Origin of the sequence: Amycolatopsis sp. CB00013 (assembly GCF_001905755.1) — a bacterium.
Taxonomy (GTDB): Bacteria; Actinomycetota; Actinomycetes; order Mycobacteriales; family Pseudonocardiaceae; genus Amycolatopsis; species Amycolatopsis japonica.
Window position 1 is genome coordinate 417,068 of sequence record NZ_LIWC01000006.1, and the last position, 13,908, is coordinate 430,975.

15 protein-coding genes are annotated in these 13,908 nt (G+C 68.5%); 5 read left to right on the plus strand and 10 right to left on the minus strand.

Translation table 11 applies throughout. The features are described 5' to 3' along the window. Positions 1–12: 12 nt before the first annotated feature. The 3 genes from AMK34_RS35505 to AMK34_RS35515 form a co-directional block, all read right to left on the minus strand. Positions 13–2,034: a protein meaA gene (locus AMK34_RS35505; RefSeq protein WP_073848270.1), complete on the minus strand. Its 2,022-nt coding sequence runs from the start codon at positions 2,032–2,034 to the stop codon at positions 13–15. A 144-nt stretch (positions 2,035–2,178) separates the two neighbouring features. Further along, a complete protein-coding gene (locus AMK34_RS35510; RefSeq protein WP_038508949.1) occupies positions 2,179–2,802 on the minus strand; it encodes a hypothetical protein in 624 nt (207 codons plus the stop codon). A gap of 87 nt (positions 2,803–2,889) precedes the next feature. After that, positions 2,890–3,441: a hypothetical protein gene (locus AMK34_RS35515; protein WP_073848417.1), complete on the minus strand. Its 552-nt coding sequence runs from the start codon at positions 3,439–3,441 to the stop codon at positions 2,890–2,892. A 746-nt stretch (positions 3,442–4,187) separates the two neighbouring features. On the opposite strand from AMK34_RS35515, the gene AMK34_RS35520 reads away from it, so the two are divergent. The 4 genes from AMK34_RS35520 (at position 4,188) to AMK34_RS35535 (ending at position 7,103) form a co-directional block, all read left to right on the plus strand. Further along, a complete protein-coding gene (locus AMK34_RS35520; protein WP_037341425.1) occupies positions 4,188–4,814 on the plus strand; it encodes a LysE family translocator in 627 nt (208 codons plus the stop codon). Further along, positions 4,811–5,434, plus strand: a complete 624-nt coding sequence (locus tag AMK34_RS35525; protein WP_073848271.1) for a LysE family translocator — start codon at positions 4,811–4,813, stop codon at positions 5,432–5,434. Before AMK34_RS35520 ends, AMK34_RS35525 begins: the two co-directional genes overlap by 4 nt. 62 nt (positions 5,435–5,496) lie before the next feature. Next, positions 5,497–6,159, plus strand: coding sequence for a hypothetical protein (locus AMK34_RS35530; RefSeq protein ID WP_241832937.1), 663 nt, complete (start codon positions 5,497–5,499; stop codon positions 6,157–6,159). A gap of 71 nt (positions 6,160–6,230) precedes the next feature. Further along, a complete protein-coding gene (locus AMK34_RS35535; protein ID WP_083650093.1) occupies positions 6,231–7,103 on the plus strand; it encodes a trypsin-like serine protease in 873 nt (290 codons plus the stop codon). Here AMK34_RS35535 and murA read toward each other — a convergent pair whose 3' ends face one another. Beyond that, complete coding sequence (gene murA / locus AMK34_RS35540) at positions 7,104–8,378, minus strand: UDP-N-acetylglucosamine 1-carboxyvinyltransferase (protein ID WP_038508944.1); 1,275 nt, start codon at positions 8,376–8,378, stop codon at positions 7,104–7,106. Between the two features lie 61 nt (positions 8,379–8,439). Here murA and AMK34_RS35545 point away from each other — a divergent pair, with 61 nt between their 5' ends. Beyond that, complete coding sequence (locus AMK34_RS35545) at positions 8,440–9,012, plus strand: cob(I)yrinic acid a,c-diamide adenosyltransferase (protein ID WP_038508942.1); 573 nt, start codon at positions 8,440–8,442, stop codon at positions 9,010–9,012. Between the two features lie 32 nt (positions 9,013–9,044). On the opposite strand, the gene AMK34_RS35550 is transcribed toward AMK34_RS35545, so the two are convergent. From AMK34_RS35550 to AMK34_RS35575, 6 genes are all read right to left on the minus strand, one after another. After that, positions 9,045–9,197 (minus strand): hypothetical protein, encoded by a 153-nt coding sequence (locus AMK34_RS35550; protein ID WP_228694870.1) that lies wholly within the window; start codon positions 9,195–9,197, stop codon positions 9,045–9,047. 59 nt (positions 9,198–9,256) lie between these two features. Further along, entirely contained in the window at positions 9,257–10,492 is a 1,236-nt protein-coding gene (aroA, locus tag AMK34_RS35555; protein ID WP_073848273.1) for a 3-phosphoshikimate 1-carboxyvinyltransferase, read from the minus strand. A gap of 104 nt (positions 10,493–10,596) precedes the next feature. Further along, the gene (locus tag AMK34_RS35560; RefSeq protein ID WP_016336850.1) at positions 10,597–11,031 is read right to left on the minus strand and encodes a DUF2550 domain-containing protein; all 435 of its coding nucleotides are present in this window, start codon (positions 11,029–11,031) and stop codon (positions 10,597–10,599) included. 25 nt (positions 11,032–11,056) lie between these two features. Next, positions 11,057–11,422, minus strand: coding sequence for a F0F1 ATP synthase subunit epsilon (locus AMK34_RS35565; protein WP_016336851.1), 366 nt, complete (start codon positions 11,420–11,422; stop codon positions 11,057–11,059). A gap of 114 nt (positions 11,423–11,536) precedes the next feature. Then, complete coding sequence (gene atpD / locus AMK34_RS35570; RefSeq protein WP_038508936.1) at positions 11,537–12,961, minus strand: F0F1 ATP synthase subunit beta; 1,425 nt, start codon at positions 12,959–12,961, stop codon at positions 11,537–11,539. Continuing rightward, a complete protein-coding gene (locus tag AMK34_RS35575) occupies positions 12,961–13,899 on the minus strand; it encodes a F0F1 ATP synthase subunit gamma (RefSeq protein WP_038508932.1) in 939 nt (312 codons plus the stop codon). The genes atpD and AMK34_RS35575 overlap by 1 nt, the downstream gene beginning before the upstream one ends. Between the last annotated feature and the right edge of the window lie 9 nt (positions 13,900–13,908).

The following is a 13,908-nucleotide window of genomic DNA, read 5'->3' on the forward strand; positions in this document are numbered from 1 at the left end:
TTTACGGTGACTTTAGGTGCTCAGACCGTGGCGCTCCCGTACCAATCCGACAATTCCGTCCATGATGTCGGTGAGTTCGTAGTCCTTCGGCGTGAACACCCGCGCGATTCCCCGCTCCAGCAGGAGCTTCTCGTCGTCGGGCGGGATGATGCCGCCGACGATGACCGGGATGTCGCCCGCGCCCGCGGCCCGCAAACCGTCCACGACCTGCGGCACGACCTCGAGATGCGAACCCGAGAGCACCGAAAGCCCGACCACGTGCACGCCCTCCTGGACGGCGGCCGCGACGATCTGCTCCGGCGTGAGCCGGATGCCCTGGTACACCACCTCGAAACCGACGTCACGCGCCCGCACGGCCACCTGCTCGGCGCCGTTGGAATGCCCGTCGAGACCGGGTTTGCCGACCAGGATCCGCAGCCGCTCGCCGATTTCGGTGTTCGTCGCCTTGATCCGGTCACGGACGCGGCGGATCTCCTCGTTGCCCTCGCCCGCGGCCGCCGACGCGGAAACCCCGGTGGGAGCACGGTATTCGCCGAACACCTCGCGCAGCGCACCCGACCATTCACCGGTGGTGACCCCGGCGCGGGCGCACTCGATGGTGGCTTCGAACAGGTTCTCCGAAGTCTTGGCGACGGTCTTCAGCTTCTCCAGCGCCGACTCGGCGGCCGCGTTGTCGCGGTGCGTCCGCCATTCCTCGATCGCGGTGACCGCCTGTTTCTCGACGGCGGGGTCGATCGTTTCGATCGCCTTCGCGCCTTCGGCCTGCAGCGGGGACGGCTCGGTGGTCTCGAACTTGTTGACCCCGACCAGGATCCGCTCGCCGTTCTCCATGCCACGCCGGTACTCCGCGAGCGAAGCGACGAGCTGCGACTTCATGTAGCCGCTCTCGACGGCCGCCACCGCGCCGCCCAGATCCTGCACCCGCGCGATCTCCTCGCGCGCGCCCGTCATGATCTCGTCGACCTTGGCCTGGATGACGTGCGAGCCGTCGAAGATGTCCTCGTACTCCAGCAGATCGGTCTCGAACGCCAGCACCTGCTGCATCCGCAGCGCCCACTGCTGATCCCACGGGCGGGGCAGGCCGAGCGCCTCGTTCCACGCGGGCAGCTGGATCGCGCGGGCCCTGGCACCGCGGGAAAGGGAGACCGCGAGCATCTCCAGCACGATGCGCTGGACGTTGTTCTCCGGCTGCGCCTCGGTCAGACCCAGCGAGTTGACCTGCACGCCGTAGCGCAGCCGCCGCGCCTTGGGATCCGTGACACCGTAACGATCCCGCGTGATCTCGTCCCAGAGCGCGGTGAACGCGCGCATCTTCGACATCTCTTCGACGAACCGCACCCCGGCGTTGACGAAGAACGAGATCCGCGCGACGACCTTGGCCATGTCCGCCTGCTCGACCTGACCCGAATCGCGGACCGCGTCGAGGACGGCGATGGCGGTGCACAACGCGTACGCGACCTCTTGCGTCGGCGTCGCACCGGCTTCCTGCAGGTGGTAGCTGCAGATGTTGATCGGGTTCCACTTCGGCACGTGGTGCACGGTCCACGCGATCATGTCGGTGATCAGGCGGAGACTCGGGCCCGGCGGGAAGATGTAGGTGCCGCGGGAGAGGTATTCCTTGATGATGTCGTTCTGCGTGGTGCCGGTGAGCTTCGCCAGCACCTCGTCCACGTCACGGCCCTCGGCTTCGGCCTGCTCACGCGCCACGGAGACGTAGAGCGCCAGCAGCCACATGGCGGGCGCGTTGATCGTCATCGACGTGTTGGCCTCGGCGAGCGGGATGCCGTCGAAGAGGCGCCGCATGTCGCCGATATGCGAGACCGGGACGCCGACCTTGCCGACCTCGCCCTTGGACAGCTGGTGATCCGGGTCGTAACCGGTCTGCGTCGGCAGATCGAAGGCGACCGAGAGGCCGGTCTGCCCCTTCGCGAGGTTACGGCGGTACAGCTCGTTGGACGCGGCCGCGGACGAGTGACCCGCGTAGGTCCGCATCACCCAGGGGCGGTCCCGTTCACGGTCCGTGGGATAGGGCACGGTCTACCTCCGGCGCTGGACGACCGCTTGAGTGTACCGGCCGGTAACATGCGCCGCGCAGTTGAATCGAACACAGTCGGGTCATTCTTCCCGGCTGGAAGGTGCCCGGGCCCCGGTGGACGACACGGGACCCGAGCACCGGGATCAGACGACTTCGAGCCCGATCCGGAACCCGTCCGGGTCGAAGGCGTTGGCGTCCAGGGCGAAGTCGCTCTGGCCCCCGCCCTGGCTCGCCCATCGGGTGAAGGTGGGCACGCCCTCCGGCTCGCCGCGGTCGACGGCCAGGATGGACAGGCGCAGGTCGGTGATCTGGACGCCGGGCGGCAGCGGACGCGTCTCCAGGAACAGCCGGTACTGATCCGGGTCGAAGGAGTTGCTGTCGGTGATCAGGTCGGTCGTGCCACCGCCCTGGCTCGCCCACGGGGTGTAGGTGACCGGACCGAGTTCCCTGCCGCGGTCGCGGGCCTGCCCGCCGATCCGGAAGTCGATCTGGTTCAGCTGGCCACCACCGAACGCGGGATTGAGATCGATCCTGGCGCCGTCCGGGTCGAAGTTGTTGCTGTCCCCGGCCCACTGCGACACGCTGGTGCCGAAGTTGGCGAATCCGGTGAACTGCTCGACCCCGAATCCGCCCCGGCCGCCGTTGTCGGCCAGCTGGATGCCGATCCTGAAGTTCGGCGGCGCCGCCTCCGCGATCGCCGGGGAGACGGTGACGGACAGCCCACCCGCGGCGAGCAGGGCGAGGGTGCTGCTCCAAAGCTTGCGCATTTCTCTCTCTCCTGTCGGGAATCCGTGCCAACGCGGAGAGATTCACATCCGGCACCACCGGGAAATGTTGTGAAGGTGTTGTGGCCGCTAAGGGTTCCGGTTTCGCGCCTCTTCGACGGCTTTCGCCAGCTTCTCCCGGACCTTCGCCACGTCGCTGACGCCCACCAGGATGACCGGCGGCTTCCGGTCCTTCCCGGTGCCGGCGCCGAAGTTCGCCGACGCCCACGCGAGCACGCCGAGCCTGCCGAAGGTGATCGTCCCGGTCTTGCCCGGCCCGGGGGTGACGACGGGATCCGCGAGGCCGGCCAGCGCCGCGGACTCCTCCTTGCGGCGGACGAGCGAACTGGTCGCGATGACCCGGCCGTCCGTCACGGCGTACGTGGTCGAGGCGAGCCTGAGGTAGCGGATCAGCGGCCTGCCGGCGAGATGCAGGACGCCCGCGACGGTGAGCACGACCCACGCGGCCGTGTGGAACGCCGTGTCGTGGTTGGCCGCGAAGAACACCGTGACGGCGCCGAGCCAGATGAGGCCGACAGGGACGTTGAAGTAGTCGCCGGGATTGAAGAGGGGCCTGTGCACCGGCTGCCCGGCCCAGATGACCCGTTCGCCTGGAAGGAGGTCGATCTGCCCCTCATGCATGCCACGGCACATTACCCGTCCGGGGGACGGGCGAGGAGTGTCCGTTCGTCGGTCGCCCATCGGGCCGAACGGACCTGGCGAGCCTTCGGTACAGGTGGTCGTGAGTGGCGATTCGGGTTATTGAGGGGTAAGTCAGAGGTGGCGTGATGGAGTCGGCGGTGCGAGTGGGCTCGCACCGCCGAGGCCTGGCATACCCCTCAGACTGTCCAAAAAGGACACTTTCCGAGATCAAACGTCCGATTTGGGTGCTTTGCGTAGTATTACCCGAGGGTCGTGAGTGGCAATGGTCGTTCTAACCCCCTTTACCACTCACGACCCACCCGGAAACCGGACATCATGACATCAATCGGATGCACGGTCATCCCCGTGAGTCATTCTGGAATCCCGCGTGGCATGGGGTTCGATCACGCCATTTTCGACTTACCTCTCAATAGAACCCGAAACGCCACTCACGACCCCACCCGGCCCCGGCCTCGCCGTGCCTGGATGGCCGACACCCGTGATCCGACGGACGACACGCGTGTCCAGGCGGACGGCTCGGGGCTGGCCCGGCCGGCTACGCGCGTGTCGTCCGTCCAGTCACGCGTGTCGTCCACCTGATCACGCGCGCCGTCCCTTCGAACACGCGTGACCGCCGAAGCGACACGAGTCCTCGTGAGTGGCGCCCCAGGACAGCCGACCGCGCCGTGGGACTGTGACCGAAATCCGCGAGACTCCCCCGCCACCGACGTCTAGCGTGGGTGACCGTGACGTGGAGTTCGTACAGCAGCTATCTGGTCATCGTCGTCCTGATCGTCCTCGCGCCGGGGCCGGACACGATGGTGATGCTCAAGAACTCGCTGTCCGGCGGCACCCGCGGCGGTTTCCTCACCACGGCCGGGATCTTCGTGGCCAACGCCGTCCAGGGCACCGCCGCCGCGCTCGGCCTCGGTGTCGTGATCGCGCAGTCGCAGCCGGTGTTCGTGACGCTCAAATGGGTCGGCGCCGCATACCTGGTCTTCCTCGGTTTCCAGGCGTTGCGGGGCGCGTGGCGGGGCGACTACTCCGGTGTCACGGCGGTGAAGCAGCAACGGTCGAGCGGGTTCCGCCGCTTCCGCGAGGGCTTCCTTTCCAACATCACCAACCCGAAGGTGCTCGTGCTGTACCTCTCGGTGCTGCCGCAGTTCCTCGATCCGGTGACGACGTCGGCGTGGCACGCGCTGCTGCTGGCGTACACGGTCGCCGTGCTGGGTGCGATCTGGCTGCTGACGCTGCTGTTCTTCGTGCACCGCGTGCGGACCTGGCTCGAACGCCGCAAGGTCCGGCGGGCGCTCGACGGCGTCACCGGCACCGCGTTGGTCGGCTTCGGCGCGGCTTTGGTGTTCGAGTCATGACTTGGGGTGTGTACAGCGGTTTCGCGCTGATGATGCTGGCGCTCGCGCTCGTCCCCGGCCCGGACAACATGGTGGTGCTGAAGAACGCGCTGTCCGGCGGTGTCCGCGGCGGAGGTTGGGCCTGTTTCGGCGTCGGCGCCGCGAATCTCGCGCAGGCGACCGCGGCCGCGCTCGGTCTCGGCGCGGTCATCATGAACTCGCGGCCGGTGTTCGAAGCCGTGAAATGGGCGGGCGCGGCGTACCTCTGTTACCTCGGCGTCCGGGCTCTGATCGGCGCCTTCCGCGGAGACTACGACGGGCTCGCCGAGACCGCAGCCGCCCGGCGGAGCGGATTCCGCCGCTGGCGGGAAGGCTTCCTCTCCAACGTCACCAACCCGAAGGTGCTTGTGCTGTACCTGTCGGTGCTGCCGCAGTTCCTGACCCCGGGCGTCACCGGCACCGGGGACGCGCTGCTGCTGGCGTACACGATCGCGGCCGCGGGCACGGTCGCCCAGCTCCTGCTGCTGTTCTTCGTGCACCGCGTGCGGACCTGGCTCGAACGCCGCAAGGTCCGGCGGGCGCTCGACGGTGTCACCGGCACCGCGCTGGTCGGCTTCGGCGCCGCGCTCGTGCTGGAGTAACCCCTTCGGTCGTTCACGCGATACTCCGGATGTCGCAATGGCGCGACCTCAGGGAGGCTTCGATGCACAAGAAGACCTACGGCGTTCTCGCCGGAGCCGCCTTCTCCCTCATTCTCCTCGGCGCGGGTCCCGCCGACGCCGGCGAGCGCGGTAACTCCGGAGCCCCGCCCGGACACGCGCAGGACACCACCAAACCGCAGCCACCGTCCAAAGCGGACTTCTCCGGGCACGGCGCGAACAAGCACGGGCCGTACGACTCCACCCGAGACGGTTCGCCGTCGGCCAACGGCAACGGCGGTGGCGAAGCCATCGGCAAGCCCTGCGCCGGTTGCGTCGGCAAGGCCGACAACAAGAACCCGCCCGGGCAGCAGCCGGGCGGTTCCGACGCGAACGCGGGCTACGAATGCGACCGCAACCACGGCGTCGGACGCGGCAATCCCGCGCACACCGCCTGCGTGCCGGACCGGACGCCGCCCGCCACGAAGCCGCCGGTCGAGACTCCCCCGCCCGGGGGACCACGCGCCGAAGCCGTCCCACCCGCGGTCGTGCCGGTGGCGGCCGTCGCCGCGGCCGCCGCGCCCCGCGCCGACGTCGCGGTCGCGAGCTCGCCGTCACTGGCCAAGACCGGTTTCGATCTCGAACCCGTACTGCTGACCGGGCTGGGTTCGCTGGCCGCGGGCGGTGCCGCGGTCTACGCGGGAACGCGGCGGCGCAGGGACGCATGACTACTTTCGGCGGGTGACTTTCCGGCGTTCACCACGTTGAATCCCGGAGCACCTAGCCAAGGAGGCCGTTCGTGAGGTTCACCCCCGTCGCCACCGTCACGGCGATGGCCGCCGCCCTGCTGCTGGGCGGCGCCACCGCCGCGACCGCGATCAACTCCTACAACGCGACCCCCGCGCCCGAGCGCACCGAGGTCGGCGCCCTCGTCGCCACCTGGGACAACGACGGCGACCCCGCCACACCGGACCGGGTCGACTGGGTGTGCTCCGGCACCATGGTGGACGCCGACACCTTCCTCACCGCCGCGCACTGCACCACCGACTGGCCCGCCAACGTGCGGTTCTTCGTCTCGCTCGACCAGGACGTGCAAGCGGGTCTCGACGCGGCCGCGAAGAAGTACCCCGGCGACCCGGCGGCGGTCGCCAAGGCCGTCGCCGTCGAGGGCGTCGCGCACAGCGAGCCCGGCTACCCCGGCAACTCCGCCGACTCGCACGACATCGCCGTCGTCCAGCTGCCCGCGAAGCAGGTCGCCGCACGTTGGAGCTTCACCCCCGCGAAGCTGCCCAGTGCCGGTCAGCTCGACAAGCTCGGCCCGCAGGGGCTGAACTCGACGCCGTTCGTGGTCGCCGGCTACGGCACGCAGGAAGCCGTGAACGGGCCGGGCGGGCACACGCATCCCGGCGGCGGCGTCCGGATGAAGGCGCCCGTCACCTTCGACGCGCTCAACAAGACCTGGGTCCGGCTCGCGATGACGGCACCGCAGGGCAACGGCGGCGCCTGCTACGGCGACTCCGGCGGGCCGAACTTCGCCACGATCGACGGCAAGCGTGTCCTCGTGTCGACGACCATCACCGGTGACGGGCCCTGCTACGCCACCAATGTCACCTATCGGCTGGACTCGCCGACGTCGCGTGACTTCCTCGCGCCGTTCGTCGCCCTGCCCTGATCAAGCCCGCTCGGGTTCGCCCGCGACGCGCTCGATGCGGGCACCGAGCCGGTTCAGGTTCTCCACGAAATGCGGGTAACCGCGGTCGATGTGGAAGACGTCCCAGACCTCGGTGACGCCGTCCGCGCACAGCCCCGCCAGCACCAGCCCGGCACCGGCGCGGATGTCCGCGGCCCACACCGGGGCGCTCGAAAGTTTCTCCACGCCGCGGACGACGGCGTGGTGCCCGTCGGTGCGCGCGTCGCCGGAAAGCCGCATCATCTCTTCGATGAACCGGAACCGGGCTTCGTAGATGTTCTCCGTGATCATCGAGGTGCCCTCGGAGACCGCGGACAGTGCCACCGCGAACGGCTGCAGGTCGGTCGCGAAACCGGGGTACGGCAGCGTCACCCAGTCGACGGCCTTCGGGCGCTCGTTCTGGACGATGCGGAAGCCCTTGTCGTCGAACGTCTCGACCTCGGCACCCGCCAGGCGGAGCTTGTCGAGGACCAGGTCGAGGTAGTGCGGGTTGACACCGCGGACGGTCAGGTCGCCCCGGGTCATCGCGGCGGCGAACGCCCAGGTCGCGCCGACGATCCGGTCGCCGATCACGCGGTGCTCGGTGGGGTGCAGCTTCTCGACGCCCTCGACGGTGAGGGTCGAGGTGCCCGCGCCTTCGACCTTCGCGCCCATCTCGGTCAGCATCGTGCAGATGTCGACGATCTCGGGTTCGCGCGCGGCGTTGTCGATGACCGTGGTGCCCTCGGCGAGCACGGCGGCCATCAGGATGTTCTCGGTGGCGCCGACGCTCGGGAAGTCCAGCCAGATCTGCGCGCCGCGCAGCCCGTCGGCCTTCGCCACGACGCAGCCGTGCTCGATGGTGCTGGTGGCGCCCAGCTTGCGCAGTCCGTTCTGGTGCATGTCCAGCGGCCGCGAGCCGATGGCGTCCCCGCCCGGCAGCGCCACGACGGCCTGCTTGAGCCGTCCGACCAGCGGACCCAGCACGCACACCGACGCGCGCAGCTTGCCCATCGCGGCCGAATCGGCCCGGTGCGACAGCTCGGCCGGGGTGGTGATCGTGGCGGTGTCGCCGTCGATGACGACCTCGCAGCCGACACTGCGCAAGACGTCGCCCATCAGGGGAACGTCCAGGATCTGGGGGCAGTTCGTGATGGTCGTCGTACCCTCGGCCAGCAGGGCCGCGGCCATCAGTTTCAGGACGCTGTTCTTGGCCCCGACCACGTCGACCTCGCCGACCAGCCGTGCTCCGCCGTGCACGTCGAAGTGCTCGCTCATGGGCGCCAATCATGCCCTCTCGCCCGGATTTGCCTTACGCCGGGCCGGTAGAGTCGGCTTCATGGTCGTTCGCATCAACCGCGTGTACACGAAGGTCGGCGACAACGGCACCACGGCGCTCGGCGACGGCTCCCGCGTGCCGAAGACCTCGCCCCGCCTTGGCGCGTACGCCGACGTCGACGAAGCCAACTCCGTCATCGGGCTCGCGCTCGCGATGGGCGCGCTTCCCGAGGAGATCACGCAGGTGCTGCGTGCGGTGCAGAACGATCTCTTCGACGTCGGCGCGGATCTGTGCGCGCCGATCGTGGAGAACCCGCCGTACGAGCCGCTGCGCATCACCGAGCGGTACATCGAACGGCTGGAAGGCTGGTGCGACGAGTTCAACGAGCGCGTGCCGAAGCTGACGTCGTTCATTCTGCCGGGTGGCACCCCGGGGGCGGCTTTCCTGCACCAGGCCCGCACGGTCGCGCGGCGGGCCGAGCGGTCCGGCTGGGCGCTGTTCGAAGCCGAGCAGGCCACGACGAACCAGCTGGCGATCAAATACCTGAACCGGCTTTCGGACCTGCTGTTCATCCTGTCGCGGCTGGCGAATCCGGACGGCGACATCCTGTGGCAGCCGGGCGGGGCGAGCTGAAGGACGCTTTCATCGCGCCCTTCAGCTCACGTTCAGCCCTGTTCGCGTGCTGCCCAATAGCGCTCGAGGTCGACGTCGGGCGTGCCGTCCTTGCCCGGGTCGATCGCCTTCATCGTGATCGTGTCCTCCAGGGACACGGACTCGGGAAGGTGGCTCCAGCGGTTCGTGTCCTCGCTCTGAGTCATGGACCGAGAATAGACGTGGATCACGTCCGCAGCCCGGTAGAAATGCCGCATTCAGAGGACTAAATGCCCCAGGAGGTTCGGAGCGAAGCGAGGGCATCGTGGAAACCGGGGAAGGTCTTCTTCACGCAACCGGGGTCGTCCAGCGTGATCCCCGGCGTCCGCAGCCCCGTGACACTGAACGCCATCGCGATCCGGTGGTCCCGGCGGCATTTCACCAACGTCCCCGTCGGCACGCCGGGCTGGATCTCGATCCAGTCCCGCCCCGTCTCGACCCGAACACCCATCGCGCGCAGGTTCTCCTCGCACGCCGCGAGCCGGTCGCATTCCTTGATGCGCGTGTTGTAGACGTCCTCGATCCGTACCGGCCCGTCCGCGAACGGAGCGATGGCCGCGAGCGTCGGCACGGTGTCGGAGATGTCGCGCATGTTCACCGTGACCCCGCGCAGGCCACCCGTTCCGGTCACGGTCACGGCGTCCGGGCCGACTTCGACGTCCGCGCCCATCTGCCGCAGGACCTCGACGAAGGCCAGATCCCCTTGCAGAGCGCCCTCACCGAGCCCCGGCACGGTCACCGAGTTGCCGGTCAGCGCAGCGGCCGCGAAGAAGTAGCTGGACGTCGAAGCGTCGGGCTCGATCTCGTAGCGACAGCCCTGATACGGCGTGGGCGGCACGACGAACGTGTCGCCGTCCCGGACGACCTCGACGCCGAAGCGCCGCATCATCGCGATGGTGATCTCGACGTAGGGCACCGAAACGAGGTCCGTGACGGTGATCCGCAGGCCCTCGGCGGTCAAGGGGCCGACCAGCAGCAACGCGGTCAGGAACTGCGACGACAGCCCGGCGTCCAGCGTCAGCTCGCCGCCCTTGATCCCGGCGGCCCGCACCACCAGCGGATGGTGGCCCGGCGAGCCTTCGAAGGTCAGGTCGACGCCCAGCTCCAGCAACGCGTCGGTGAGCGGGCCCAGCGGCCGGGCGCGCATCTGCTCGGAGGCGTCGAAAGGGAAGGTGCCGTGGCCGGCGGCGGCCAGTGCCGGCAGGAACCGCGCGGTGGTGGCGCCGTCACGGCAGAAGACGTCGGCGCTGTCGACGGCGGGGCCCTCGGGCCTGCCCTCGATCGTCCACTCGCCGGGAGCGCGGGAGACCTGGTAGCCGAGTTTGAGGAGGCCCTCGGCGAAGCCCTCGGAGTCGTCCGAACGCAGCGGCCTGCTCAGCACGGTCGTCCCGTGGGCGGCGGCCGCGAGGAACAGGCCTCGGGCGGTGATCGACTTCGAACCGGGGATGTCGACGATGGTCACGGCGTGAGCATACGGCGTGCCCGAACGGCGAACTCGCGTGATCAGACGCGGGACTCGCGTGATTGAAGGCGGGACACGCGTGATCAGACGGACGACACGCGTGATCAGGAAGCGCGCGGCAGGCGGCGGCCCGGCGGGGCCGACTCGAGCCAGGACAGGAAGCCGGTGAGGGCGCCGGGACCCATCGCGATCTCGATCGCCTCCTGCTTGGCGGACTCGCACCGCAGGACGATCGAACCTTCGGGGACGGCGTACGCCTCCGTGCCGGAGGGGTCTCGCCGGTCCGCGATCTCCATGCTTTCGCGCTCGAACACGCGATCCGGGCCCGTCCGCAGGCTCCACACCCGGAACCAGACGAACTTCTCGCCCTCGTAGCGGCCCAGCCCCAGATGCCAGCTGGACCGCGCCTCGTCCGGACGCCACCGCAGCGCGACGCTCACGCCGCCACCGCGGCGCATCCGGACCCACCGCAACGAATACCAGGCCGCGAGAACGGCCAGGACGGTCAGGGCCCCGAGAACACCCACGGCGATTTCCACGGCCCGGCCCCTGTCCTTCGCCCGGTCAGACCGACTGACCGGCCGCGCGAAGCTGGGCGGTCGCCCTAGCCCGCTCTTGCTCGTCTTCGCCGGTCAGCGCCTTCTTGGCCGCGTCGACGTCGATCTCGTCCGAAAGCTCCGCGCTCTCGGCGAGGATGCTCACGCCGGTCGCGGTGACCGACAGGAACCCGCCGTGCACCGCGGCGGTCACGGTCTCGCCGTCCGTGGTCGTCACCTTCACGACACCACCCTCGACGAGCTGGCCGAGAACCGGCTCGTGACCGGCCATGATGCCGATCTCGCCCTCGGTGGTCTGCGCCACCACGAACGTGGCGGTACCGGACCAGAGACGGCGCTCGACGGCTACCAGCTCGACAGAAATCTCAGCCACGTAGCTTCCCTTCACCTCAGGTGCTGGCACCGAGTGTAATAGTCAACGATCCCGGTATGCGAACGACGGGACCAGCGTCCACAGTAGACACTGATCCCGCCGCTCATCGGAACATCACTTCTTGGTGATTTCCTTGTACTTCTTCTCGAGGTCTTCGAGGCCACCGATACCCAGGAACGCCTGCTCCGGGTAGTGGTCGAAGTCGCCCTTGGTGATGCGGTCGAAGGACTCGATGGTCTCCGACAGCGGCACGGTCGAACCCGGCTGACCGGTGAACGCCTCGGCGACCAGCATGTTCTGCGACAGGAACCGCTCGATGCGGCGCGCGCGCTGAACGGTGAGCTTGTCCTCTTCCGACAGCTCGTCCATACCGAGGATCGCGATGATGTCCTGCAGCTCCTTGTACTTCTGCAGGATCCGGATGACCTCGGAGGCCACGCGGTAGTGGTCCTCACCGACGATGGCCGGGTCGAGAATGGTCGACGTCGACGCCAGCGGGTCCACCGCCGGGAAGATGCCCTTCTGGAACACGCCCCGGGAAAGCTCCGTGGTGGCGTCCAGGTGGGCGAACGTCGTCGCCGGGGCCGGGTCGGTGTAGTCGTCCGCGGGGACGTAGATCGCCTGCATCGAGGTGATCGAACGACCACGGGTCGAGGTGATCCGCTCCTGGAGCTGACCCATCTCGTCGGCCAGCGTCGGCTGGTAACCCACGGCCGAAGGCATGCGGCCCAGCAGGGTCGACACCTCGGAACCGGCCTGGGTGAACCGGAAGATGTTGTCGATGAAGAGCAGCACGTCCTGGTTCTGCACATCGCGGAAGTACTCCGCCATGGTCAGCGCGGACAGCGCGACCCGCATACGGGTGCCCGGCGGCTCGTCCATCTGGCCGAAGACGAGGGCGGTGTCGTTGATGACGCCGTCCTCGGACATCTCCAGGAAGAGGTCGTTGCCCTCACGGGTGCGCTCGCCGACACCGGCGAACACCGAGGTACCACCGAAGTTCCGGGCGACACGGGTGATCATCTCCTTGATGAGCACCGTCTTGCCGACGCCGGCACCGCCGAACAGGCCGATCTTTCCACCCTGCACGTACGGGGTCAGCAGGTCGACGACCTTGAGGCCGGTCTCCAGCATCTCCGTCTTGCCTTCGAGCTGGTCGAAGGACGGCGGGTTGCGGTGGATGCCCCAGCGCTCGAGGTCTTCGCCGTAGCCGGGCTCGTCCAGGCACTCGCCGAGCGCGTTGTAGACGTGGCCCTTGACCTTGTCGCCGACCGGGACCGTGATGGGGCCGCCGGTGTCGGTGACCTCGGCGCCACGGACGAGGCCGTCCTGCGGCTGGAGCGAAATGGTGCGGACGAGGTTGTCACCGAGGTGGCTGGCGACCTCGAGCGTCACCGTCTTGCGCAGCTGCTCGAACTCGATTTCGACCTTGAGCGCGTTGAACTGGTCGGGAACGGAACCGCGCGGGAATTCGACGTCGACGACCGGGCCGGTCACCGAGACGATGCGCCCCTTGGCACGGGCTTCAGTACTGGTCATCAGTCATCACTTCCTGCTGCGGTGAGAGCGTTCGCCCCACCGACGATTTCGGAGATCTCCTGGGTGATCTGCGCCTGGCGGGCCTGGTTCGCCTCCCGCGTCAGCGTGTTCACCAGTTCGTTCGCGTTGTCCGACGCCGCCTTCATCGCGGTACGGCGGGCCGCGAGTTCGGACGCCGCCGACTCGAGCATCGCCGCGAAGAGCCGCGTGTTGATGTACTTCGGCAGCAACGCGGCGAGCAGCTTCTCGGCGCTGGGCTCGAACTCGTAGCTCGGGAGCAGGCTTTCGGGCTTCTCCTCTTCGCCCTCGGTGTACTCGACCTCGAGCGGCGCGACGCGCTTGGCGACGGGACGCTGGGTGAGCATCGAGACGAACTCGGTGTAGACGACGTGGATCTCGTCGACACCCAGGATGCCGTCGGCGTTGCCCGCCTCGTCGTCGGCGCCGTTCAGGAACGACTCGACGATGAGTTCACCGGCCTCCGCGGCGTTGACGTAACCGGGCTGGTCGGAGAAGCCCGTCCAGCTTTCGGCCACCTCGCGGCCACGGAAGCGGTAGAAGCTCAGGCCCTTGTTGCCGGTCACGTACAGCACCGGCTCCTTGCCCTGCTCACGCAGCAGCGTGAGGAGCTCCTCGGTCGCCTTCAGCACGTTGGAGTTGTACCCACCGCACTGGCCCTTGTCGCTGGTGATCACGAGGACCGCCGCGCGCTTCGGGTTCGGACGCTCGACCAGAAGCGGGTGGTCGAGGTTCGCCGAGGCTCCGGCCAGGGCCGAGAGCACGTTCGTGATCTCGTCCGAGTACGGCCGGGAAGCCGCGACCTTCGCCCGCGCCTTGGTGATGCGCGCGGTGGCGATGAGCTCCATCGCCTTGGTGATCTTGCCGATGGACTTGGTCGCCTTGATACGCGACCGGAGTTCTCGGAGTTGTGCGGCCATGAGCTATCA